The organism is Pseudaminobacter sp. Soil_N_29 (assembly GCF_057656055.1).
The window spans coordinates 161,417-184,507 of sequence record NZ_JBDGLC010000004.1 but is presented as its reverse complement, the minus strand read 5'-3'; the positions used below and the strand labels follow the sequence as shown (position 1 = coordinate 184,507).

General features: G+C 63.2%; 20 protein-coding genes and 1 tRNA gene. 8 read left to right on the top strand and 13 right to left on the bottom strand.

Annotated features, from left to right (window positions below; translation table 11 throughout):
* Positions 1-3: 3 nt before the first annotated feature.
* Positions 4-1,119 (top strand): alanine dehydrogenase, encoded by a 1,116-nt coding sequence (ald, locus tag AC3A4H_RS11580; protein ID WP_487766825.1) that lies wholly within the window; start codon positions 4-6, stop codon positions 1,117-1,119.
* Between the two features lie 125 nt (positions 1,120-1,244).
* Here ald and AC3A4H_RS11575 read toward each other — a convergent pair whose 3' ends face one another.
* The 6 genes from AC3A4H_RS11575 to AC3A4H_RS11550 all read right to left on the bottom strand — a co-directional run bounded on the left by AC3A4H_RS11575 (position 1,245) and on the right by AC3A4H_RS11550 (position 6,003).
* Complete coding sequence (locus AC3A4H_RS11575) at positions 1,245-1,514, bottom strand: hypothetical protein (RefSeq protein ID WP_487766824.1); 270 nt, start codon at positions 1,512-1,514, stop codon at positions 1,245-1,247.
* A 350-nt stretch (positions 1,515-1,864) separates the two neighbouring features.
* Positions 1,865-2,422: an OmpA family protein gene (locus AC3A4H_RS11570; RefSeq protein WP_487766823.1), complete on the bottom strand. Its 558-nt coding sequence runs from the start codon at positions 2,420-2,422 to the stop codon at positions 1,865-1,867.
* Positions 2,423-2,548: 126 nt separating this feature from the next.
* Complete coding sequence (locus tag AC3A4H_RS11565) at positions 2,549-3,115, bottom strand: GNAT family N-acetyltransferase (RefSeq protein WP_487766822.1); 567 nt, start codon at positions 3,113-3,115, stop codon at positions 2,549-2,551.
* Between the two features lie 2 nt (positions 3,116-3,117).
* A complete protein-coding gene (sseA, locus tag AC3A4H_RS11560; RefSeq protein WP_487766821.1) occupies positions 3,118-3,969 on the bottom strand; it encodes a 3-mercaptopyruvate sulfurtransferase in 852 nt (283 codons plus the stop codon).
* A 256-nt stretch (positions 3,970-4,225) separates the two neighbouring features.
* Complete coding sequence (locus AC3A4H_RS11555; protein WP_487766820.1) at positions 4,226-4,969, bottom strand: alanyl-tRNA editing protein; 744 nt, start codon at positions 4,967-4,969, stop codon at positions 4,226-4,228.
* The gene (locus tag AC3A4H_RS11550) at positions 4,969-6,003 is read right to left on the bottom strand and encodes a cysteine synthase A (protein WP_487766819.1); all 1,035 of its coding nucleotides are present in this window, start codon (positions 6,001-6,003) and stop codon (positions 4,969-4,971) included. Before AC3A4H_RS11550 ends, AC3A4H_RS11555 begins: the two co-directional genes overlap by 1 nt.
* 222 nt (positions 6,004-6,225) lie before the next feature.
* Here AC3A4H_RS11550 and AC3A4H_RS11545 point away from each other — a divergent pair, with 222 nt between their 5' ends.
* Together AC3A4H_RS11545 and AC3A4H_RS11540 are read left to right on the top strand one after the other, a co-directional pair.
* Positions 6,226-7,047: an SDR family NAD(P)-dependent oxidoreductase gene (locus tag AC3A4H_RS11545; protein WP_487766818.1), complete on the top strand. Its 822-nt coding sequence runs from the start codon at positions 6,226-6,228 to the stop codon at positions 7,045-7,047.
* Between the two features lie 118 nt (positions 7,048-7,165).
* Positions 7,166-8,140, top strand: coding sequence for an alpha/beta hydrolase (locus AC3A4H_RS11540; RefSeq protein WP_487766817.1), 975 nt, complete (start codon positions 7,166-7,168; stop codon positions 8,138-8,140).
* A gap of 83 nt (positions 8,141-8,223) precedes the next feature.
* Here AC3A4H_RS11540 and AC3A4H_RS11535 read toward each other — a convergent pair whose 3' ends face one another.
* Entirely contained in the window at positions 8,224-9,600 is a 1,377-nt protein-coding gene (locus tag AC3A4H_RS11535) for a DEAD/DEAH box helicase (protein ID WP_487766816.1), read from the bottom strand.
* A 341-nt stretch (positions 9,601-9,941) separates the two neighbouring features.
* Positions 9,942-11,198, bottom strand: a complete 1,257-nt coding sequence (ilvA, locus tag AC3A4H_RS11530; protein WP_487766815.1) for a threonine ammonia-lyase IlvA — start codon at positions 11,196-11,198, stop codon at positions 9,942-9,944.
* Between the two features lie 229 nt (positions 11,199-11,427).
* Between ilvA and AC3A4H_RS11525 the strand changes: the two genes are divergently transcribed.
* Positions 11,428-12,885 (top strand): TrkH family potassium uptake protein, encoded by a 1,458-nt coding sequence (locus AC3A4H_RS11525; protein WP_487766814.1) that lies wholly within the window; start codon positions 11,428-11,430, stop codon positions 12,883-12,885.
* Positions 12,886-13,001: 116 nt separating this feature from the next.
* Positions 13,002-14,180, top strand: a complete 1,179-nt coding sequence (locus AC3A4H_RS11520; protein WP_487766813.1) for an alpha/beta hydrolase — start codon at positions 13,002-13,004, stop codon at positions 14,178-14,180.
* Positions 14,181-14,213: 33 nt separating this feature from the next.
* Here AC3A4H_RS11520 and ade read toward each other — a convergent pair whose 3' ends face one another.
* Positions 14,214-16,025: an adenine deaminase gene (gene ade / locus AC3A4H_RS11515; RefSeq protein ID WP_487766812.1), complete on the bottom strand. Its 1,812-nt coding sequence runs from the start codon at positions 16,023-16,025 to the stop codon at positions 14,214-14,216.
* 267 nt (positions 16,026-16,292) lie between these two features.
* On the opposite strand from ade, the gene AC3A4H_RS11510 reads away from it, so the two are divergent.
* From AC3A4H_RS11510 to ku, 3 genes are all read left to right on the top strand, one after another.
* Positions 16,293-17,144, top strand: coding sequence for an alpha/beta fold hydrolase (locus tag AC3A4H_RS11510; RefSeq protein WP_487766811.1), 852 nt, complete (start codon positions 16,293-16,295; stop codon positions 17,142-17,144).
* Positions 17,145-17,250: 106 nt separating this feature from the next.
* Positions 17,251-17,335: transfer RNA gene (locus AC3A4H_RS11505), tRNA-Leu, on the top strand.
* 60 nt (positions 17,336-17,395) lie between these two features.
* Complete coding sequence (ku, locus tag AC3A4H_RS11500) at positions 17,396-18,211, top strand: non-homologous end joining protein Ku (protein WP_487766810.1); 816 nt, start codon at positions 17,396-17,398, stop codon at positions 18,209-18,211.
* A gap of 121 nt (positions 18,212-18,332) precedes the next feature.
* Here the strand turns inward: ku and AC3A4H_RS11495 are convergent, their stop codons facing one another.
* The 4 genes from AC3A4H_RS11495 to AC3A4H_RS11480 all read right to left on the bottom strand — a co-directional run bounded on the left by AC3A4H_RS11495 (position 18,333) and on the right by AC3A4H_RS11480 (position 22,830).
* Positions 18,333-18,809 (bottom strand): hypothetical protein, encoded by a 477-nt coding sequence (locus tag AC3A4H_RS11495; protein WP_348779385.1) that lies wholly within the window; start codon positions 18,807-18,809, stop codon positions 18,333-18,335.
* A gap of 161 nt (positions 18,810-18,970) precedes the next feature.
* Positions 18,971-21,244, bottom strand: coding sequence for a xanthine dehydrogenase family protein molybdopterin-binding subunit (locus tag AC3A4H_RS11490; RefSeq protein ID WP_487766809.1), 2,274 nt, complete (start codon positions 21,242-21,244; stop codon positions 18,971-18,973).
* Positions 21,241-22,269 (bottom strand): FAD binding domain-containing protein, encoded by a 1,029-nt coding sequence (locus tag AC3A4H_RS11485; RefSeq protein WP_487766808.1) that lies wholly within the window; start codon positions 22,267-22,269, stop codon positions 21,241-21,243. Before AC3A4H_RS11485 ends, AC3A4H_RS11490 begins: the two co-directional genes overlap by 4 nt.
* Complete coding sequence (locus AC3A4H_RS11480) at positions 22,270-22,830, bottom strand: (2Fe-2S)-binding protein (RefSeq protein WP_487766979.1); 561 nt, start codon at positions 22,828-22,830, stop codon at positions 22,270-22,272.
* Positions 22,831-23,091: the final 261 nt, after the last annotated feature.

The window sequence follows — 23,091 nt, the reverse complement described above, 5'->3', positions numbered from 1 at the left end:
CACATGCGCGTTGGATGCCCCAGGGAAATCAAGAACAACGAATTCCGTGTAGGACTGACCCCGGGCGCGGTGCGCGAATACGCCGCCCATGGCCATGAAATCCTTGTCGAGACAGGTGCCGGTGCCGGCATCGGCGCAGACGACAATGCCTACCGCGCTGCCGGAGCAGCCATCGCGAGAACCGCCGAGGAGGTGTTTGCCCGCGCAGACATGATCGTCAAGGTGAAGGAGCCGCAGCCGAGCGAATGGGTGCAACTGCACGCCGGGCAGATCTTGTACACCTTTCTCCATCTCGCACCCGATCCCGAGCAGGCCAAGGGCCTGCTGGCGTCCGACGTCACCGCGATTGCCTATGAGACGGTGACCGATGAGCGGGGCGGCCTGCCTCTGCTGGCGCCGATGTCGGAAGTGGCGGGCAGGCTGGCCATCCAGGCGGCAGCCACCGCGCTGCAAAAGCCGAACGGCGGGCGCGGCGTGCTGCTGGGCGGGGTGCCCGGTGTTCTGCCGGGCAAGGTCGTGATCATCGGGGGCGGCGTGGTCGGCTTGAACGCCGCCAAGATGGCCGTCGGCCTCGGCGCCGAGGTCGTCGTGCTCGACCGCTTCATTCCGCGCCTGCGCCAGCTCGACGACATTTTTGCCGGACGGGTCCATACCCGCTACTCCACCGTCGAAGCGCTGGAAGAGGAATGCTTCTCGGCCGACGTGGTGATCGGCGCGGTGCTGATTCCAGGCGCTGCCGCACCGAAGCTGGTTTCGCGCGAAATGCTGTCGGGCATGAAGAAGGGAGCGGTGCTGGTGGATGTGGCGATCGACCAGGGCGGCTGCTTCGAGACCTCGCACGCGACCACGCACGCCAATCCGACCTATGAGGTCGATGGCGTCATCCACTACTGCGTGGCCAACATGCCGGGCGCGGTGCCGGTGACGTCGGCACATGCGCTGAACAACGCAACATTGCACTTCGGCCTGCAACTGGCCGACAAGGGGCTGAAGGCGCTGGTGGACGAGCCGCACCTGCGAAACGGGCTGAACGTTCACAAGGGCAGGATAACCAATCGCGCCGTGGCGGAAGCGCTCGGCTATGAAGCGGCCGAGCCGAAAGCAGTGCTGGCCGCGTGACCATTTCGGCCCGCTTCATGCAAGCCGCAACTGCGCAGAACCTCTGGAAAGCGAGAGGGCGGCGGACCAACTCCGTCGCCCTCGAAACTCACATCCGCTCAAGGATCGCAGTGCGGGTGACCGGCTCAACGGGCTGGAGGCGCCGCATCTCCGCCGTGAGGATTGAACACGGGGGCGTGGCCCAGAGCCTGCATGGCCGCTGCGCTGGCATAATTGATGCGCGACTGCTTCACCACTTTCACCGTAGGCGCGGTATCTCCCGTGGACAGGGCCTGCGCGTAGGTCTCGCGAACAACATGGCTCGGATGAACGATTACCGTGGCCGGTGCGGAATCGGCCAGGGCGGCGCCGGAACCAAGAAGAACTGCTGCAAAAGCGAATAGAAACTTATTCATCTGCCTTCTCCTTATCAATATCGATGGCTGCTTCCATTCTGAAACACAGCCGCGGAGAAACGCCTGGAAGCCAGCGAAACTTGGCGACCGGGTTGAACCGTCTTTTGCGTCATGCTGAGCTGGTCAGAAAAACTTCTTATCCAAGGTTCATTTCTTCCACGCTCAGGAGATATGTATTTTTCGGCACACTTCCCAATCACAACACCGCGACTGCCGTTTGCGCGATTTCACGGACGCGTGTCACTGCTTATTCTCTGAAAAAACAAGCTTTTCAGCGGGGGCAAAAGAAAAAGCCCGCCAACGAAAAACCGTCGGCGGGCCTTGTTGTGGGAGGTCGAGAAAGCGGGCTTCTAGCGCAGGAAATCGTCGATGCGGCGCAGCGTCACGCGGCGGTTCTGCCAGTTCTCGTTCTGCGTCGGCACCAGCAGAAATTCCTCGCCGTAGCCAACCGTCTCCAGCACGTGGGACGGGATGCGGAACTCGCGCACCAGCACCCGCTTCATCGATTCCGCCCGGCGCTCGGACAGGATCTGGTTGGCTTCGAAGGAGCCGACGGCGTCGGTATGCCCCTCGATCAGGATGCGCGTGTGCGGCCGGCGGCGAATGATGCGCTCGAGCGCGTTGGCGATCTGCTCGACCTTGCCGTATTGCGAATGTGGCACCTCTGCCGAGCCGAACTCGAAGTTGATCGCCTGGATGTCGATCGATGGTGCCATGCGGCGCAGTTCCGGCCGGCGTTTGAACTCGCGCACGGTGACGCGCTGGTCGCGGCGCAGCTTGCGCGTCGGCCCCTCCTCCAGACGGCGTTCGATCTGCGAGGCAGAAGGCATCATGTTCTGGGCCGGCGCGACGGTCGGAAAGACAAGCAGCGCGACCATGGCTGCTGCGAAATGACGGCGATTGATCATGTGTGTCTCCTGCATGGATGGCCTGGGGCCGAATTGATGGCGCGAACATGACCCGGCGATGCTGAAGGACCGATGAACGGCGCCTTCAGCTTCGTGCAAGAGAGGTTAACGGCTGTGAGTGGATGCTCAGGGCCGCATGACGCTGTCCGATCGCTCGGCCAAGGTCATGGTGCGCACCAGTTCGTGCTTCTGGCCCACAGGCGCAAAGCCCAGCTTCTGATAGAGCGGAAGCGCTGCGGGATGATCCATGGTGCAGGTCTGGACAGTTACGCGCTGGGGCTTGTACGACCAGGCGGTCTCGATGGCAGCGCCGAGGAACCACCGTCCCAGCCCCTGGCCTATGGCGTGATCCATCATGCCGAAATAGGCAAGCTCGACCTCGTGGGGCAGATGCGGCTTGATGTCGAAGAAACCGGCTGGCGCCCCTTCAAGGTAGAGTACGCGTATATCGCGGTCTTCGCGGTGGAGGCTGGCGGCGAGTTCCTCGTCCGTCAGGCGCAGGGCGTTCACCCAGTGCCATTTGCGGCCCACGCGGTCCATCAGATAGCGATAGAAATGCAGCGGGATGTTGCGTGCCCGCAAAAGCGCGATCTGCTTGTTGAGCGGCAGCGGCGGGTAGTGGGCCAAAGGCGCCGCCATTTCGAGGAAAGTCACCGTGACGGGCACGGTTGTTGAATTCTCATGTTCGGTCATGCTCAGTCCTCGCCGGTCACCACCGGCGTGTCTGCTTGCCCGCCCCACTCGGCCCAGGAGCCGTCATAGAGCTTGTGATCGCGGTGGCGGAGGCTTTCGAGCGCCAGCGTGATTACCGCTGCCGTAACGCCGGATCCGCAGGAAGTAACCACCGGCCTGGTCAGGTCCAATCCGGCGTCCTCCAGCACCTCTACAAGGCGCTCCAGCGGAAGGAACTCGCCATTCTCGGACAGTGACGAATAGGGCACGTTCTTCGCGCCCGGCATGTGGCCGGAGCGCAGGCCGGGCCTGGGCTCCGGTTCAGCTGCCGTGAACCGGGCGTGCGAGCGCGCGTCGGCGATCTGGCTCTCTCCCGTTTCGACGATGCGGCGCATGTCGGCCAGCGAAGCGACGCGGCTGGCGTCGAAATTGGCATGGAAGAAACCCGAAGCGATCTTGGTCGGCTCCGTCGTCACCGGCCGCCCCGCCTCCTTCCAGCGGTCGAAGCCGCCGTCCAGCACGAAGACCTGATAAACCCCCATCACGCGAAACATCCACCAGACCCGCGGAGCGGAAAAGAAGCCCGGGCCATCATAGACCACGATCGTGTCGTCAGCGGAGATGCCCATGGAACTGGCGTGCTGGGCAAATATCCCCGGGCGCGGAAGCATGTGGGGAAGGCTGGATTCCGCATCGACCACGAGGTCAAGGTCGAAAAAGACGGCGCCGGGGATATGCGCCGCATCGTATTCGGCCCGCGCGTCACGCTTCTGGGCTGGCAGGTACCAGGAAGCATCGACGATCGACAGTCCCGGCGTGCCGAGGCGGGATTGGAGCCAATCGGCATCGACGACGAACGGACTGGTCTCGGACATTTCTCACTCCCTCGGTGGCCGCGATGGGCGCCGGACAGGCATGCGGCCGTGTTTCCCATTTTGGCGCCAAGCTATAACGGCGTTTCATGAAGCGCCTTGATCCAGCGCAACATGAGGTTGAACCGGCCGGCGACTCCTCTCGCCGGCATGATGCAACATATTGGCATCGCGTTGAATCAATTTCGGTTGCAAGAGCGCCGCCTACCCCCGAGACGCCATGTAACCTTACGTGCCTGGGCGAACCGCCCCGTCACCTTCACTGGGCAGGCGGCGGTCCGAAGCGGATTCGGAAGCGACGGTTCTCGCGGCCCTTCTTCTCAATTTTTCCAATATGGATTTCGCCGATCTCGCCGGTGCTGCGCACATGCGTGCCGCCACAGGGCTGGCTGTCGACCAAGCCGTCCTCGCCGATGCAGACCAGCCTGATCTGGCCGTTTCCGGTCGGCGGCCTGACATTCTTGGACTTCACGAGGCCCGGATTGGTGGCAAGCTCGTCATCCGAAATAAGCCTTGTGAACACCGGATGGTCGGCGGCGATCAGTTCCATCAGCCGGGCCGTCACGTCTTCCTTGGTGAAGCCTGCATCCGGAATGTCGAAATCGACGCGGGAATCGTCCTCCGCCACCGAAGCGCCGGTGATCGGAAACGGGCACACGACCGTGAGCAGATGGCAGGCCGTGTGCATGCGCATCAAGAGATGCCGCCGAGGCCAGTCGATTGAGAGCGCCAGCTTCTCACCCGGTTCGGGCAGCGGCTGTCCCGCCGCGGGAACGTGGATGATCTCGTTCTTGGTTTCGCCCGTGATGGTGGCCGCAATGGCGATGCGGCTGCCATCGGCGCGGGTCATCAAGCCGGTGTCGCCCGGCTGGCCGCCGGAGGTGGCGTAGAAGATCGTGCGGTCGAGAATGATGCCGCCGCGGTCGTTCACGGCCACGACCTGGGCTTCGGCTTCCGCGAGATAGGCATCGTCGCGGAAGACTGCGTAGGTGTCGTGCGCCATTACGCCACCGCCTCGAAAGGCACCGGGATTTCAGTCTGGCGATCCATCCATTCGGGGATAGGCAGATCCTTGGTGCGCAGGAAGTCGGGGTTGAACAGCTTCGACTGGTAGCGCGTGCCATAGTCGCACAGCACCGTCACGATGGTGTGGCCGGGACCGAGATCGCGCGCCAGCCGGACGGCGCCCGCGATGTTGATGCCAGTGGAGCCGCCGAGGCACAGCCCCTCCTCCTGCACCAGGTCAAAAATGATCGGCAGCGCTTCGGCGTCGGGGATCTGATAGGAGAAGTCGGGGGTAAAACCTTCCAGGTTGGCGGTGATGCGCCCCTGCCCGATGCCCTCGGTGATGGAGCTGCCCTCGGACTTCAACGCGCCCGTGGTGTAATAGCTGTAGAGCGCCGCGCCCAGCGGGTCGGCGAGCGCGATCTTCACGTTGCGGTTCTTTTCTCTCAAGCCCGCGGCGACACCGGCAAGCGTGCCGCCGGTGCCCACGGCCGAGACGAAGCCGTCGACCTTGCCTTCGGTCTGCTTCCAGATTTCCTGCGCCGTGGTGTGGATGTGGCCGTCGCGATTGGCGATATTGTCGAACTGGTTTGCCCAGATCGCGCCGTTGGGATCGCTCTTGGCCAGTTGCTCAGCAAGCCTGCCCGAAACCTTCACATAATTGTTCGGGTTCTTGTAGGGCACGGCCGGAACCTCGATCAGTTCCGCGCCGAGCAGGCGCAGCGCGTCTTTCTTTTCCTGGCTCTGCGTGTCGGGAATGACGATGACCGTGCGGTAGCCGAGCGCCTTGGCGACCACGGTTAGGCCGATGCCGGTGTTGCCGGCCGTGCCCTCGACGATAACGCCGCCCGGCTTCAGCAAACCTTTTTCCTCGGCGTCGCGAATGATGAACAGGCCGGCGCGATCCTTGACCGACTGCCCCGGATTCATGAACTCGGCCTTGCCGAGGATTTCGCAACCGGTTTCCTCCGAAGCCCGATTGAGCCTGATCAAAGGCGTGTTGCCGATTACGTCGATCACCGAACGATGCATGGAAAAATTCCTTTTCTTTCAAGCGACAGAGTAAAAACCAGCGACCGGGCTTTCAAGAGATGAAATTGCCTGGTCCAGAGGCAAGCCCGATTCAATTTCCGTCGAGCGGGACGCGGGGGAAACGATTGTCGCCCGCTACTGGCCAATTGACTCGATGGCCCCCTTCCCATCGCCGAACGGCAGGGGTACTTATATTGGGGACTGAGAGGGGCGATTCACGGCATGGCAGTACTTTACCGGGCCGACCCGAAGGACGGCGTGGCATGGATTACCGGCGCCAGCACCGGCATCGGGCGGTTCCTTGCACGTGATCTTGCAACCGCTGGCTATACTGTCGCCGTTACTTCCCGAGACGAAGACCGCCTTCACACGCTGGTCGAGGAAACTGCACACTTGCCGGGGCGCATCGTGCCGTATTTCTGCGATGTGACGGATGAAGATGGCATGCGGAACACCGTGGCGGCCATCGAGCGCGACGTGGGCGAGATCGTGCTGGCCATCTTCAGCGCCGGCAATTACTTCCCGACGCGCGGCGAACGCCTGGACGCCCTCCACATCATCAACACTTTCGACGTCAATCTGTTCGGCGTCCTCTATGGGCTGGTGCCGGTAGTGGAACGCATGCGGTATCGCGGGCGCGGCCACGTCGTGCTTGTCGGCTCGGCGTCTTCCTATTTCGGCTGGCCGTCGGCCGGCGCCTATGGAGCCTCGAAGGCGGCGCTGAACAACCTTGCCGAGGCGCTGAAGCACGACTTCGACAAGATGAACGTGCGACTGCAGGTGGTAAATCCCGGCTTCGTGGACACGCCGCTGACGCAGAAGACGCGTATTTCGATGCCCGCGCTCATTCCCGTGGAAGACGCTTCGCAGCGAATAGCTCGCGCTGTGCGCAGCGGCGGGTTCGAAACCAGTTTCCCGCGCCGCTTTACCATTTCGCTGAAGCTGCTGCGCATGCTGCCGTTCGAACTGCGGTTTTGGCTGATCCACAAGATGACCGGATGGGACAAGCGCCCCATGGCCGCCGGTCGCAAGCCGCGAGACTGAGCAGCCAAGGCCTTACGCTGTCCATCACTATTGGCGCTTGGCGTGGATTCAGGAAATCTGTAGGTCAGGGACTCGATTCGGCCGCATCGGCGACCGATCGGCTTCTGGAGGACTTGCCTTGAGCCGCCGCATAACCATTGCCATTCTGATCCTGCTTGCAGCACTCGTCGCAGCGTATGCGCTCGGCCCGCGCGTGACGGTCGACACACGCATCACCTTCGACCCGAGCGCCATCGGCGACGATCCGGAGGCCTATCTCGAGCGAACCGAAGGCAAGCTGGCCGGCATCCGCAACGGGCTGGAAAAGGAGATCGTCTGGGCAAATCCGCTGATCCACGCGAAGACGCCGATTTCCATCGTCTACGTCCACGGCTTTTCCGCCTCCAAGGCCGAGGTGCGACCGCTGCCCGACGAAGTGGCCGACGCACTCGATGCCAACCTCTTCTACACGCGACTGACCGGTCACGGGCAGGACGGAGCTGCCATGGGCACGGCCACCGTCAACGACTGGATCAACGATTATGCCGAGGCCATCGCCATCGGCCGCGAGATCGGTGAAAAGGTCGTCGTCATCGCCACCTCGACGGGTGCGGCATTGGCCGTACAGGCGGCCGCCGAGCAAGGCGCTTCGGATGGCGTCGTGGCCATGGCTTTGATCTCGCCGAATTTCGGCGTTCGGGCCGCAGGCGCCGAAATCCTGACGCTGCCCTGGGGCAAGCAGATCGCCGAACTGGTCGCCGGCAAGGAGCGAAGCTTCCAGCCGCGCAATTCGCAACACGAACAATTCTGGACCACGCGTTACCCGACCAGCGCCACGCTGCCGATGGCCGCCCTGACCAAGCTCGCGAGCGAGACGCCGGTGGAGAACATCACGATCCCTGCCCTCTTCATCTTCTCGGATCTCGACGGCGTCACCCGCCAGGACCTGACGCGCCAGATAGCGGCGCGCTGGGGCAGCTATCATGAGCTCGTGCCGGTCGAAACATCCGGCGACCCGGACAACCACGTCATAGCCGGCGACGTGCGGTCGCCGTCCACGACGCGTTTCCTGGCGCAGCGGATCGAAGTCTGGATCAAGGCCGTGGTGCAATAGAAAGCGGCCGAAGCAAAAAGCTCCGGCCGCCTGAATGTCTTCATTCATAAGCCATGTCGGCGAGGCCGACAGACTATTAGCCGTCAGGCGGCTCGCGTCGCCGGCTTGCGCCCGCCGAAGCCACGGCGCTTGGGCCGGGACGGCTTGCGTCCCTCCGGCCTGTCGTCGGCCGGCCGGCTGGAAAACGGCTTCTTGCCGAAACCGTTGCCGCGCGGCTTCTGCCCCTGCGGGCGCTTGTCGGCGCGCGGGGCGTTTCGATCGTTCGCAGGCTCCATCGCCGCACGCGGCTCCGGCTTCGGGTCCGGCTGGTCGAGATGGTCGGCTGCCACCGGCAGCTTCATGCGGATGATCTTCTCAACCTGACGCAGCTTGGCGTTTTCGGTGGGGTCGCACAGCGTGATGGCAATGCCGTCGGCGCCGTTGCGGCCGGTACGGCCGATGCGGTGGACATAGCTTTCCGCCTCGTCCGGCAGGTCGAAGTTAACGACATGGCTGATGCCCGGAACGTCGATGCCGCGGGCGGCAATGTCGGTGGCGACGAGGATGCGCACGGAGCCGTCGCGGAAACCGTTCAGCGCCTTCTGGCGTGCGTTCTGCGACTTGTTGCCGTGGATGACAGCGGCCTCGAAACCGTCGCGCTCGAGATCGCGGGTGACACGGTCGGCGCCGTGCTTTGTGCGCGCGAACACGATGACCTGACGCATCGCTTCATCTGCCAGCATGGTGGAGAGGATCTTGCGCTTCTGCTTGGTGCGGGCAAGCACGACGCTCTGCTTGATCTCGGCGGCCGTTGTGCCCTGCGGCGCCACCTCGACGCGCACGGGCTGCTTCATGATGCCTTCGGCCAGCGCCGCGATTTCTTCGGGCATGGTGGCCGAGAACAGCGCCGTCTGGCGGTCCCTGTGGGTGGCCTTGGCCAGCCGCTTCACATCATGGATGAAGCCCATGTCGAGCATACGGTCGGCTTCGTCGAGCACCAGCCAGCGCGTTTCCTGCAGGCTCACCTCGCCCTCGCGGACGAGATCGACCAGCCGGCCAGGGGTGGCGACCAGCACGTCGACGCCAGGCGCCATCTTCTTGACCTGGCTGAAGCGCGACACGCCGCCGAGCACCAGCGCGGTCGACACGTGCAATCCCTTGGTGAGCACGCGGATCGTCTCTTCGATCTGCACGGCAAGCTCGCGGGTCGGCGCCAGGATCAGCGCGCGCGCCGTCTTGGGCAGGCGCTTGGTGCCAAGCGCGATGATCTTCGTCAGGATCGGCAGGCTGAAGGCAGCCGTCTTGCCCGAGCCCGTCTGGGCCACGGCCAGCACATCGCGGCCTTCGAGAAGCGGGGGAATAGCGCCGGCCTGGATCGGCTTCGGCGTGTCAAAGCCGGCGCCTGCGGTGGTCTTGAGCAGCGGGCCGGAAATTCCGAGTTCGGCGAAACCCGCCGACTCGACAATGTTTTCGTTCGTCAATCTGTTCTTCTTTCACGCGGCTACGGCCGCAAACGATGATCGCGGCAAGGCGCTACCTGCCGGCGAAATGTCTCTATGGAAACGACAAGGCGGCGAGCTGAAAAAAGCCCGCACGGTTGCGCTGTCGTGCCCGCGAACACCGTGTCCGCAGGGCTTTTTCTCCGGTGACCGTTCGATCGAAACGGAGGAAAGCAGACGCAACCTGTCCCATCTGTCGGGAAAGCCGGAAGCCCGGCCCAAGCGCCCATGTTGCCGCATATGGCCCATTCGGCCGGAAAAAGCAACCAATATATGTTGCAGTGCGAAAGAAGACCCGTGGAGGTCTTGTCGGCTGCGACAGTTCAAATGATGAATTCGGCCAGTGTCTCGTTCTCTGTGATGTCCTGGTAAGCCCAGCCCGCTTCATGGAATCGCTTCGCCAGCACCGCGAAATTGCGGGCGTCCTTGGTTTCGATGCCGATCAGCACCGAGCCGAAGTTGCGAGCCGACTTTTTCAGATACTCGAAGCGGGAGATATCGTCGTCGGGACCGAGAAGCTCCAGGAAATCGCGCAGCGCGCCCGGACGCTGCGGGAAGCGGAAGATGAAATACTTCTTCAGCCCCTCGAAGCGAAGCGCCCTCTCCTTCACATCGGGCAGGCGCTCGAAATCGAAGTTGCCGCCCGAGATCACAAGCACGATAGTCTTGCCCTTGATTTCCTTCTTGGGAAAATCCTTGAGCGCATCGATGGAGAGCGCACCGGCCGGCTCCAGTACGACGCCCTCGACATTGAGCATCTCAATCATCGTAGCGCACAGCCTGTTCTCCGGCACGAGCCTGACGGAGGCTTCGTCAAACTCCCTGAGGTAGCGCAGCGGTTCGCGACCGATTTCGGCCACCGCCGCGCCGTCGACGAAATTGTCGACCTTGTCGAGTTTCACCCGTTTGCCCAGCTTCAGCGCTTCCTTGAGGCTTGGTGCGCCGAACGGTTCGCAGAACACGAAGCGCGTGGTGGCTCCCTTCTCGCGCATGTAACGCGTTACGCCTGCCGCCAGTCCGCCACCACCGATCGGCAAAAACACCATGTCGGGCTCGCGCCCATCGGGCATCTGCGCGGCGATCTCCGCGGCCACGCTCGCCTGCCCCTCGATAATGTCCTTGTGGTCGAAGGGTGGCACCAGATGCGCACCCGACGTTTCCGTGAAGTCGATGGCCGCGCGGTAGCAATCGTCGAAGAAGTCGCCGACGAGGCGGATTTCCACGAACTCGCCGCCGAACAGTCGCGTCTTGTCGATCTTCTGCTGCGGTGTGGTCACCGGCATGAAGACGACGCCCTTCTTGCCGAAATGGCGGCAGACATAGGCAAAGCCCTGGGCGTGGTTGCCGGCCGAAGCGCAGACAAAGAGTTCGGCGCGGTTGCCGCCGGCGAGCGCCTTGCGGAAGAAATTGAAGGCGCCACGGATCTTGTAGGAGCGCACCGGCGACAGATCCTCGCGCTTCAGGAAGATGTGGGCGCCGGTCTTGCGCGACAGATATGCGTTTTCCTGAAGCGGCGTTTCGGCAAACAGCTCGCGCAGTGTGCGGGTCGCGTCATCCACCCGCTCGACAAAATTCGTCATCGCCAAATCGCTCCATTCTGGTCGAAGGCGCCACGCGGAGGTCAACGCCGGCCGGCATATGCGAATACGACAACTGCCGCAGTCGCCAGGCCGCAACGACACGTAGCTGTCGATGGCCGGTTCCGCCTATTGCATATTAGCCAGGATGACGCCACTGTCGCCGCCCCGCCACCTTGTCGCCACGTTCATGGCACGGGGAATTCCGAGTAACCAGGGTGCCGAGCTTTCCGTGAATAGAACCGCCGTTCGCGCCGCGATCCACGTTGCTGCGATCTTCGCCATGTATCTCTCTGCCGCGATGCTGATTCCGGCGGCGGTCGATCTCTATTACGGCAGCAAGGACTGGCGCGCCTTCGCGTTCTCCGCCCTGTTCATGGGCGGGCTTGCCATGGCGGTTGCGCTGGCGACGCAGGGGCGCCCGCCGCAGGCCACCACGCGTTTCGGGTTCCTTCTGGTCAACCTGCTGTGGCTCACGCTGGCCATCGCCGGGGCGGTGCCGTTTCTGGCCTCGTCGCTCGGGCTGAGCCTTGCCGACGCGTTCTTCGAATCCGTCTCGGGCATCACCACCACCGGCTCGACCGTTATCAACGGGCTGGATAAGGCGCCGCCCGGCCTGTTGCTGTGGCGCTCGCTGCTGACATTCATTGGCGGCCTCGGGGTTATCGCACTCGGCCTTTTCCTGCTGCCCTTCCTCAACATCGGCGGCGTGTCCTATTTCAAGATCGAGTCGTCCGACATCGAGGACCGTCCCTTCGCGCGATTCCACACTTTCGCGCTCAGCCTCATCGTCATCTACACGTCGCTGGTGACGATATGCGCCATCTGCTACGCCGCGGCGGGCATGACGGGCTTCGACGCGATCAACCATGCAATGTCGACCCTTGCCACCGGCGGCATGTCGACCCACGACACATCCTTTGCGCGCTATACCAACACGCCTTCGATCCTGTGGATCGCTTCCATCTTCATGTTCATCGGCGGCCTGCCGTTCTCGATCATGATCCTGTTTGTGGTGCGCGGCCGCACCGACGCCCTCAGGGATCCGCAGATCCGCGTCTTCGCCGGCTACTGCGTCGTCTTCGCCTTGTCGGTTGCGATCTATTTGCGAGTGAAACTCGGTATCCCCTTCTTTGACGCCCTCACCCACTCGACCTTCAACTTCATATCGATCATCACCACGACCGGCTTCGCCAGCGACGACTACACGAAATGGGGGCCGTTTGCCGTTGCCTGCCTGTTCGTCGCCACCTTCCTCGGCGGCTGCTCGGGCTCGACCACCGGCGGCATAAAGGCCTATCGGTTCCTGATCCTGTTCGAGCTGATGGCGAACGGCCTTCGCCGCCTGATCTATCCCAACACGGTACAGCCTGTGCGCTATGGCGACCGCTCGATAAGCGAGGACATGCAGCGCAGCGTGGTTCTGTTCATCGCTGCCTTCTTGGTTCTGTGGGCCATCGGCACAATCCTGCTTGCGGCAACCGGCCTGGACCTCATGACCTCCATAACCGGCGCTCTGACAGCGCTGACCAATGTTGGCCCCGGGATGGGCGAGATCATCGGCCCGGTGGGCAATTTCGCGACGCTGCCAGATGCCGCGAAATGGATTCTCTCGGCCGCCATGTTGCTTGGCCGTCTCGAGATCCTTTCCGTGCTGGTCATCTTCACCCCGACCTTCTGGGGTCGCTGACGGCCGCCCGTCTCCCGGCTGCAACACCCGACAGCCCACGCTTGGCGGCGCCCTCTGCCCGGCTGGACCCTGCGAGCGCCAGCGGCTATCAGGTAGCCGGGGATGGGCCGGAGCAAATGATGTCTCGAAGTGTGGCGGCGGGGTTGGGCGTAATTGCGCTGGCTATGCTCATCTCGGGCTGTGCCGGCCAGGATATGCGCGAACTGGTCAGCAGCCGTGTCGTGGAGGCTCCTGCGGGCGCCATCGCGGGCCGGCATGAAATATTCGTCGCCACCACGCGCGCAAAGGCTACAGACCGCAAGGAAGTCTATGCGGGCGAGCGCGCGCCCACGGTCAGCTTCGCACGCGTGGACATGACGGTTCCGGCCGGCCACAAGCCGGGAAACATCGAGCGCCGGAAGCGAGGCCAAAGCCCCGACCCCGCGAAATATTTCATCGCGGAAAAGGTCTCGACCTTCGACAAGGCCGAAGAGTTCTCAAAATCCCTGCGCGCAGACATCAGCTCGCGGGGCGGCCGCGCGCTGGTTTTCGTGCATGGCTACAACACCGCCTTCGACAGCGCCGTCTATCGCCTCACGCAGATCGCGCACGATTCCGGCTATTCCGGCACGCCGGTTCTGTTCTCCTGGGCCTCCAGCGGCAAAGTGGTCGATTACGTCTACGACACCAACAGCGCCACCGCCGCCCGCGACGCGCTGGAGGAGACGCTGCGCCTGGTGGCCAGATCCGGCGCCAAGCGCATCGATATCATCGCCCATTCGATGGGCAACTGGGTGACGATGGAAGCGTTGCGGCAGCTCGCCGCTGCTGGCGACCCCGACCTGGGCGACCGTCTTGGCGACGTGGTGTTGGCCTCGCCTGATATCGATGTCGACGTGTTCAAGAGCCAGATGCGTCGCTACGGCAAGCCCGACAAGCCATTCTTCCTGCTTCTGTCGGGCGACGACCGCGCACTGGAAGTGTCACGCATCATTGCCGGCAACAAGCCGCGGCTCGGCGGCTACAAGGATGCCGCCGACATTGCGAGCCTCGGTGTGACGGTCGTGGATCTCAGCCAGGTTTCCGCCGGCGACTCGCTGAACCACACCAAGTTCGCCGACAACCCGGTTCTGGTGAAGCTTCTGGGCGACAAGCTGCACGAGGATGCCGGTCTGGGCACCAACGAACGCGGGGTGGGGGATCGCCTGGGAACGCTCGCCGGCGGCATCACCCAGACGATCACCTCGGCCGCCGAGATCGTCATCACCACGCCGTTCGAGGTGATGAGCGTGGTGGTTGGCGGCCCGAAGACGTAGGCCGCCAAGTTCTCCCAAGCGGCTGGCCGCCGCTCAGACGAACAGGTCGACCTTCTCGAACCTCGTCACGTCGATGATGCCGACGTCTGAGATACGCAGTTCGGGGATCACCACCAGCGCCAGCAGCGAGTGCTGCATATAGGCGTTGTTGAGCGTGCACCCCATTGCGCGCATCGCCTCTACAAGCTTTTCGGCCTTTTCCGCGACGATTTCGGCGCGCTCGTCCGACATCAGACCGGCGATCGGCATTTCCACCGCCGCCAGTTCCTTACCCTTGGAATAGAGAACGACACCGCCGCCGATCTCGCCGAGCCGGTTGGCGGCAGCGGCCATATCTTCCTTGTTGGTGCCCACCACGATCATGTGATGGCTGTCATGCGCCACCGTGGAGGCCAGGGCACAATCCTGCATATAGCCGAAGCCCGAGACAAAACCGTTGGTGACGCTGCCGGTGCCGCGATGGCGTTCCACCAGCGCGATCTGGCAGACATCGTGGGGGCGGTCCATGGCGACGAGCCCATTCTCGACCGAGAGGTCGGCCTCGAGCGCCCGCGTCGGCGCCTGGTTCTCGATGACACCGATGACGCGCACCCGAACCTCGTTGGCACCTTCGGGCGCCTCGATGTCGAAGTCGCGCGCCTCCAGTCGCTTGCCAAGCTTGACCGTGTTCTTGGCGCTGTCCGGATAGTCGTAGGCGGGGATATCGACTTCCAGCTTTCCGCTCTTGGCCAGCCGAACGCCGCGGCCATAGACCTCATCGATCTTCATTTCCGCCAGGTCGGAAACGATCAGGAAATCGGCCCGGCGGCCGGGCGCGATGGAGCCCAACTCACGCTCCATCCTAAAATGCTGCGCGGTGTTGATCGTGGCCATCTGGATCGCCGTCACCGGCTTCAATCCTTGCGCGATGGCGTGGCGCACCACGCGGTCCATGTGCCCCTCATGCACCAGCGTGCCGGAATGGCTGTCATCGGTGCAGAGGATGAAGTTGCGCGGGTCAAGCCCTTGTTCCGTAACCGCTTTTATCTGGGTGGCGACGTCGTACCACGCCGAGCCGAGGCGCAGCATGGCCTTCATGCCCTGGCGCACGCGTGCGATGGCGTCTTCAACGCGCGTGCCTTCATGGTCGTCCTCCGGCCCGCCGGCGACATAGCCGTGGAAGGGCCTGCCGAGGTCGGGCGACGCATAGTGCCCGCCGACGGTCTTGCCAGCCTTCATCGTCTCGGCAATACCGCCCACCATGACCGGGTTGTTGGCCGCAACGCCCGGAAAGTTCATCACCTCTCCGAGCCCGACAATGTTGGGCCAGGTCATGGCCTCGGCGACATCCTCCGGCTGCAGCGATGCCCCGGCATTCTCCAGCCCCGGCGCGGAAGGCACGCAGGAAGGCATCTGCACACCCACATTGATGGGCATGGCCATTGCCTCGTCATGCATGAGGCGCACGCCCTCGAGGCCCAGCACGTTTGCGATCTCGTGCGGGTCGATGAACATCGAGGTGGTGCCATGCGGGATCACCGCCCGCGCGAACTCGGTCACCGTCACCATGCCGCTTTCGACATGCATATGCGCGTCGCACAGGCCCGGCAGGAGATAGCGGCCGCCGGCATCGACGACCTTGGTGCCCTGCCCGATGGCGTGGCTGGCATCGGGGCCGCAATAGGCGAAGCGCCCGCCGGTGATGGCCAGGTCTGTGCCGGGGATAACCTCGCCGGAATGGACGTTCACCCAGCGGCCATTGCGCACGACGAGGTCAGCAGGCTTTCGCCCCATCGCCACGTCGACAAGCGCCGGCGCCATTTCCGACCAGGGTTTGGGTGCGTGGAAAGCCTGATTCTTGGCCATGATATGCAGCTCCTCTTTCCCCGACTGTGCCAAGGCTTCGGCGATTTGACCAGCCAGTCCGGCGGCAATTCCACCGCCGGAACGCGCAATCAGCTTCGTGCAGATGTTTTGATTCAGGATAGGCCGGTAAGTCATGAATTTCACTGCCAGAATTCGTCTGTCTACCGGCCGCCTTCCCCGCATGGAACTTTGGCCTTCAGCGAGCGGCCATTGACATTTTTTGCGCAAAGGCGGTGACTTCACTGCTTCATCGCAATGGAGGCGGAAATGCGTGCTTTGTGGACTGCACTGGCGTTTGCGTTGCTGACCCTGTTTTCCTCCGGCGCTTGCCAGGCGCTGGAGCGCTGGGAAACCCTGCCCGAGCCGGCGCCCATGCCGCCGGCCAACGAAAGCGGCTTTGCAAAGGTCAACGGCATCGAGATGTATTATGCCGTCTATGGCTCCGGCGGCCCGATCCTGCTGATCCATGGCGGGCTCGGTCACGCCGACATCTGGGCAAGCCAGGTGGCGACGCTGTCGAAGACGCACAAGGTGATCGTTGCCGACAGCCGCGGCCACGGCCGCTCGACCCGCGATGACCAGCCCTTCGGCTACGACCTGATGGCATCCGACTATCTGGCCCTTCTCGACCACCTCAAGATCGACAAGACGGCGCTTGTGGGCTGGAGCGATGGCGGCATCATCGGCCTCGACATCGCCATGAACCATCCCGAGCGGCTGACCAGGCTCTATGCGCAAGCCGCAAACGTGACCACCGATGGCGTCGATCCCGGCGTGCTCACCAACAAGACCTTTGCCGCCTATATCGACCGCTCGGGCAAGGATTATGCCCGCCTGTCCAGGACGCCGCACGAATACGACGCCTTCGTGGAGCAGATAAGCCACATGTGGGCGAGCCAGCCGGCCTGGACCGGGGACCAGCTGGAGAAGATCACCGTACCGACCGCAATCGTGGCCGGCGACCATGACGAGGCGATCAAGCGCGAGCACACCGAATACATGGCCTCGGCGATTCCCGGCGCGAAGCTGATCATCCTGCCCGATGTCAGCCACTTCGCCATGCTGCAGGACCCGGACGGCTACAGCAAATCGGTGCTCGACTTCATCGACGGTAAGTAACGACCCGCCAATTGCTGCGGATGCCAGCAACCGCGCCTGCCCACCGGGCCCCGTCTATTGCCGGGGCTTGCAATCTCGCCCGGCATGTTTACCAGTGTCGGCCGAGGCGGACGTGGCGAAATGGTATACGCAGCAGACTTAAAATCTGCCGGCCTCTGGCCTTGCGGGTTCGAGTCCCGCCGTCCGCACCAGTAAAACGGAACGATTGAAGCAGGCAGCCGTTCTCCAGCCCTGTGGTGGAGTAGCGTGTCATGAGTGCCGTGCGGTCCCTGTGGAAGGGCTTTCTTCGTCTTGGCAATGTCAGCTGCGGCGTGAGGCTGACGGGTGCCTGGACCGAGGCGGAAACGATCCATTTCAGGATCCTGAACCGAAAGACCCGGCAGCCGGTCAAAGCCGCCTATGTCGACGAAGTGACCGAAAAGACCGTGGAGCCCGACGACCAGGTCAAGGGCTACGAGGTCGACAAGAACGAATATCTGCTGCTCGAACCCGAGGAAATCGCAGCCCTCAAGCCGCTTTCCCAACACGTGATGACCATTGACGGCTTCGTCGACCGGACCGAAGTCGACCCGCTCTACTACGAAAAGCCCTATTACCTCTCGCCGGCCGACAAGCCTTCCACGGATCCGTTCAGCCTGCTTCGGGACGCGATGGTCAAGACGAACAAGGTCGCGCTCGCCACGGTCGTGCTGTGGCAACGCGAGCGGCACGTTCTGCTGGAGCCTCTGGGCAAAGGGATCCTGCTGACGATCCTGCGCGACGCCAAGGAGGTCGTGCCGGCATCCAAGGTCTTCGGAGATCTTGAAGACGTGAAGATCGACCCGGAAATGACCGAGATCGCCAGTCTTCTCATCGACAAGAAGGCGACCCACTTCGACCCATCAAAGTTCGAGGACGAGTACGAGGACGCGCTGCGGAAACTTGTCGAGTCGAAACGCACAGGCAAGGCGATGCCGAAGCCCGCCCCGCGCCCGAAGGAGAGCGTGAAGGACCTGGCCGGTCTGCTGCGCCGGAGCCTGGAGCAGGAAGGTATAATCCGCCCGAACGGAAAGAAGCGAAAGAGCTGAACCGTTCGGCTTTCGCCGACGCGCAAACATGAGGGCCCGCCGCATGTGTCCAGGTGGCGGGCTCCGGTGTCTTGGCTGCCCCTAGCAAGTCTGGGCAGGTAGCGCGCGGGATCCGGCGCGATCAGTAGTATCCCGGATAGCAGGTCCCGTAGACGTTAGCGTAATAGGGGTCGCAGACAGGATACCACGGGCCGAATCCGAAGAAGGCGCCGCCACCGTTAAAGAAGCCATCGTTGCGGAAGTGGCGGCCATGATCAAAGCGGCCATCATGGAAGCCGCCCATGCCATGGAAACCACCCATGCCGTGGAAGTTGCCACCCATGCCTCCGCCCATGCCGTGGCCACCCATGCCGTGGCCGCCGCCCATACCGCCGCCGCCGCCATGGCCACCGCCACCGCCACCGCCGTGAACGAACTGAAGGCCGCTTGCGCCGTCGGATGGCCTTTGTATCAGCAGGGCCGTGTCAAGACCGCCCTGGCTCGGCCCAGCCATCGGGGCGATATCGGGAACCATGACCCCGGCGAAAGCGGAAGTGCCGCAGAGCGTGCCAATGCCGAGCAATGCCGAGCATGCGAGTGTCGAGAGATAGCGTCTCATTGTCTTCTCCAAGGGAAACTGTCCGTGGAGCTCAATGCCTGCGATGATCGTGGGGGGATGGGCCTCTAAGCGATTATCGTGCGGGCTGGCCCTTTTCGGACGTCCAGAAAAAACGCGACCCAAACAAAAAGGTTCCGCTCGCACCTCCCCGGCCTGGAGGCCTAGACCAGCAGATCGTCCAGCCTGATCGGCAGGTCTCGTATCCGAATTCCGGTGGCATGATAGACGGCGCTCGCTATGGCCGCTGCCGTACCGACGTTGCCAAGTTCGCCCAAACCCTTGACTCCTGCCGGATTTACGTCCGGATCGAACTCCGGAACCAGGATGACTTCGACCTCGCCGATGTCGGCGTTGACCGGCACAAGGTAGTCCTGCAGATCCTTGTTCACATATCTGGCATTGCGGGGATCAAGTTCGGTTTGCTCGTGAAGCGCCGATGCTATGCCCCATATCATACCGCCCATCAGCTGGCTCCGGGCGGTCCGCGTATTCATGATGCGCCCGGCAGCAAAGGCCCCGACTATGCGCGGGGTCCGTATCTCGCGCGTCCGGCTGTGAATGCGAACTTCGATGAACTCGGCTCCGAAAGCGTATTTGACCGCGTCATCGCGGTCGCCCCCGCGGAACTCGGGGCGCCCCGCATATAGCTTTTTGAGCGCTTGCGGCGACGCACCTTTTGGAGCGAACTCAGCATACTCTTCGATGACCTGGGTCTGCAGGATTGCAAAGGCGTCGGCCAGATCGACCGTTCTCCCGTCCTCGGCGATCACTTTCCCGTGGGCGAGCTCCAGCTCGCTGCTGTGGGCTGCCGCAAGGGGCGCCCCCTCGCCGGTCACTGCCGAAAACAGCCGGGATCGAATGGCCTCACAGCCCTTCATGACGGCGGAGCAAACGCTCGCCGTCGAGTTGGATCCACCTGATACGGGCGCCGGTGGCAAGGCGCTGTCGCCCATCTCGACGGTAACCTTGGCCATATCGACCCCCAGCCTCTCGGCGGCCATCTGGCCGGCGACGGTGCGGATACCCGTGCCGATTTCATGCGAGCCGCATTGCACCCGCACATTGCCTTCCGCGGTCAGCTGAACCCGCGCCGCGCAAGGAGCGACGTTCGTCGGATAGACGGCCGTCGCGCATCCCATGCCGATCAGCCAGTCCCCGTCGCGCATGGAGCCTATCGCGGGGTTGCGGTCGGACCAGCCGAAGGCCTTGGCCGCTTCATCATAGCACTTGACGAGCGAGCGGCTCGAGAACGGCTTGCCGCCGATCGGCTCCCTGACCGGCTCATTGATCCGGCGGAATTCAACCGGATCCATGCCAAGTGCGCCGGCCATTTCGTCCATAGCGTTTTCCAGCGCGTAGACGTAAGGCGTCTCGGGCGGCGAGCGCATGTAGCCCGGCGTGTTACGGTCGGCGTGAACCAGGGACACGTGCGTCGCGACCGAGCCATATGCATACATCCGGCCGGTCGCTGTCGTGCCGCCCACCACATAGGGATCTGGTCGGGAAGTGACCTCCCAGCCCTCATGCCCGAACGCCGTGATATGGCCTTCCCTGTCGGCTCCGATCCTGACGCGGTGCCTGGTCTCGGCGCGATATGTCTGGGTCCCGTAAGCCTGCATCCTGGTCACCACGCAACGAACGGGGCGGCCCAGGCGCCGCGCGGCGACGGCAACAATTGCAGTTCTCGCCGTCATCGGCCCCTTCGAACCGAATGCGCCCCCGACAAAGGGGCTCACGATACGCACCTTGGAGGGGCTGATGCCGAGTTGGCGTGCAAGCTCCGATTTCCATCCGGTCACGTTCTGGGTGGGCTCGTACACGGTCAGTTGGTCGCCGCTCCAGGCGGCAGTAGTCGAAAAGAGTTCGATCGGGTTGTGGTGCTGCGTGGGGGTGGAATAACGCTCATCGATCTTGACCGGAGCGGCGGCGAACGCAGCGTCGAAGTCGCCGGCGTGGACATCTTCGCCGAAAAATGGTGTCGCGCCGGCTGCAGGCGTCGTTTCCGTGTCTGGCGAGTCGAAGCCGGCGCTCGGCCGCTCCTTGTCGTATTCGGCACGGACGAGCATGGCTGCTTCCCTGGCCGACTCGAAGGTTTCGCCGACAACCAGCGCGATGATCTGCCCATCATGGAATATCCGATCGCTGTGGAGCGGTCCGATCGAACTTGCCGCGCTTCCGAATTTCGGCGGCTCTACGCCGGCCATGTCGCCATGGCTGAAAATGCCGAGAACGCCGGGCACCCGGGCGGCCTCGCTTGTGTGCAGCGCAGCTATGGCACCCTTGGCAATGGTGCTGGTGACCAGCACGCCATAGGCGACATCGGACAGTGGAATATCGGCAGGATAGGACGCCCGGCCCGTAACCTTGAGCACCGCGTCGATGCGCGGAACAGGCGTCCCCATGTTTTCCTTGGGCGCGGGCGCTTCCTTGCTCATGTCGAAATCCTCATGTCGCGCGCCTCAAGCAGAGCTCGCACGAGGGTTCGCTTGCCCAGCGGCACCTTGAAGGCGTTCCCAACCCGCGGCCTGGAACCGGCAAACGCCGCCTCGGCTGCTGCGTGGGCGGCGTCCTCGTCCAGTCGGCGGCCACGCAAGGCGTCCTCCGCTTGGCGGGCGCGCCACGGAATGGTTGCCACCCCACCGAGCGCTATGCGGCTTTCTTGAACCGTGTCTTGCGACAGCTGCAGCGCGACGGCAGCAGACGCGAGTGCAAAGGCATAGGACTCGCGGTCGCGAACCTTCAGGTATCGCGATCGTTGCGTCCAGGGTCCGGCCGGAACAGAGATGCCGGTTATGAGTTCGTCCGGCGCGAGGTTGGTCTCAATGTCTGGAGTGTCGGCGGGGAGCCGATGCAGACGAGAAAAGCTGAGCTGCCTCGTGCCACCGGGGCCCTCGATCTCCACGGTCGCGCCAAGCGCGATCAGAGCCTGCGCAAAATCTCCGTGGTAGGTGGCGATGCAGTGCTCGCTTGTGCCGAGCACTGCATGTTGCCGGTTTATGCCTTCCATGGCTGCGCAACCCGATCCGGGGCTGCGCCTGTTACATGGCCACGAAATATCCCGGAAATACTCGCATCGGGGGCGCTGGAGAATGTTGCCCGCCAGTGTGGCCGCGTTGCGTATCTGTCCACTCGCGGCGAATTTGAGACTCTCCGCGATCACGGGATAGTGCCGTTTCACGGTCTCGTCATCGGCGGCTTCGCTCATGCGGACCAGGGCGCCGAAACGGATGCCTTCGTCCGAGACGTCGATGCGCCTCAGCGCGGGATCGGAAAGCCCGTTCAAATCGATCAGAAGCTCAGGTTCCGCCACGCCGAGCTTCATGTAGTCGGCCAGGTTCGTAGCGCCGGCAATGAATTGAGCGCGGGATCGTGTCGGCGGCGTCTCGGCGTCGCTCAGTTCCGCTGCGATCTCTATCGCCTCGGCGACGCTTTCGGGCTTGCTGTAGCTGAAGGGCCGCATCTAGGCCCCCTTTGTCTCGTCTCGCGCCTGGACAATGGCGGCCACGATGTTCGGATAGGCCGCGCATCGGCAGAGATTTCCGCTCATGTATTCCCTTATGTCCGCTTCAGATGCGGCGTGCCCCTCCCGCACGCATCCAATGGCTGACATGATCTGCCCCGGCGTGCAGTAGCCGCATTGGAACGCATCACAATCCACGAAGGCCTGCTGCATCGGGTGAAGAGGGCCGCCCTCTTTGGCCAATCCCTCGATCGTCGTGACCTGACGTCCGCTGGCCATGACCGCAAATGCCAGGCAGGAAAGGACACGCGTTCCGTCCACCAGGACGGTGCAGGCGCCGCACTGGCCGTGGTCGCAGCCCTTCTTGGTTCCTGTCAGCCCGACATGGTCCCGGAGCGCGTCGAGAAGAGTTGTCCTGAGATCGAGAGCCAGGTCGTGGCGCTGACCGTTTATGGTCAAGCTGACCGGCCCTGAATGGCGAGGTGATTGTTCCGGCGGGGAGCCTGCGGCACGTGTGGCCAGCAACGGTATGGAGGCCGCAGCGGTAGCCGTTCCGACCATGAAGTTGCGCCGGCTCAAGCCGGTTTTCGAAGGACGGTTCGGCATCAAGCTCCCCAGAATTCCGCAGCGATGGGGCGTAATCGCTCCACGCGGTCGTGGTTCCATCACTTGTGAAAGAAGTCTCGGGAGCGGCGAAGGCCGGGCTGCCACGTTCTTGGGTGCCTCTGGCCCCAAGTGTCTTCAGCGGGGCACGAAGTATTCGACCCCTATCCAAACCACTCCTGCCAGCACCAGCGCAACGAGGAGAATGACCAAGACGTG

Coding starts and splice junctions, on each gene's coding strand:
- AC3A4H_RS11495 (WP_348779385.1), bottom strand. CDS start 18,809: ATGAGACGCTATCTCTCGACACTCGCATGCTCGGCATTGCTCGGCATT.
- AC3A4H_RS11570 (WP_487766823.1), bottom strand. CDS start 2,422: ATGATCAATCGCCGTCATTTCGCAGCAGCCATGGTCGCGCTGCTTGTC.
- AC3A4H_RS11520 (WP_487766813.1), top strand. CDS start 13,002: ATGATGTCTCGAAGTGTGGCGGCGGGGTTGGGCGTAATTGCGCTGGCT.
- AC3A4H_RS11480 (WP_487766979.1), bottom strand. CDS start 22,830: ATGGTCGGAACGGCTACCGCTGCGGCCTCCATACCGTTGCTGGCCACA.
- AC3A4H_RS11510 (WP_487766811.1), top strand. CDS start 16,293: ATGCGTGCTTTGTGGACTGCACTGGCGTTTGCGTTGCTGACCCTGTTT.
- ald (WP_487766825.1), top strand. CDS start 4: ATGCGCGTTGGATGCCCCAGGGAAATCAAGAACAACGAATTCCGTGTA.
- ku (WP_487766810.1), top strand. CDS start 17,396: ATGAGTGCCGTGCGGTCCCTGTGGAAGGGCTTTCTTCGTCTTGGCAAT.
- sseA (WP_487766821.1), bottom strand. CDS start 3,969: ATGTCCGAGACCAGTCCGTTCGTCGTCGATGCCGATTGGCTCCAATCC.
- AC3A4H_RS11555 (WP_487766820.1), bottom strand. CDS start 4,969: ATGGCGCACGACACCTACGCAGTCTTCCGCGACGATGCCTATCTCGCG.
- ade (WP_487766812.1), bottom strand. CDS start 16,025: ATGGCCAAGAATCAGGCTTTCCACGCACCCAAACCCTGGTCGGAAATG.
- AC3A4H_RS11545 (WP_487766818.1), top strand. CDS start 6,226: ATGGCAGTACTTTACCGGGCCGACCCGAAGGACGGCGTGGCATGGATT.
- AC3A4H_RS11565 (WP_487766822.1), bottom strand. CDS start 3,115: ATGACCGAACATGAGAATTCAACAACCGTGCCCGTCACGGTGACTTTC.
- ilvA (WP_487766815.1), bottom strand. CDS start 11,198: ATGACGAATTTTGTCGAGCGGGTGGATGACGCGACCCGCACACTGCGC.
- AC3A4H_RS11575 (WP_487766824.1), bottom strand. CDS start 1,514: ATGAATAAGTTTCTATTCGCTTTTGCAGCAGTTCTTCTTGGTTCCGGC.
- AC3A4H_RS11550 (WP_487766819.1), bottom strand. CDS start 6,003: ATGCATCGTTCGGTGATCGACGTAATCGGCAACACGCCTTTGATCAGG.
- AC3A4H_RS11490 (WP_487766809.1), bottom strand. CDS start 21,244: ATGAGCAAGGAAGCGCCCGCGCCCAAGGAAAACATGGGGACGCCTGTT.
- AC3A4H_RS11485 (WP_487766808.1), bottom strand. CDS start 22,269: ATGCGGCCCTTCAGCTACAGCAAGCCCGAAAGCGTCGCCGAGGCGATA.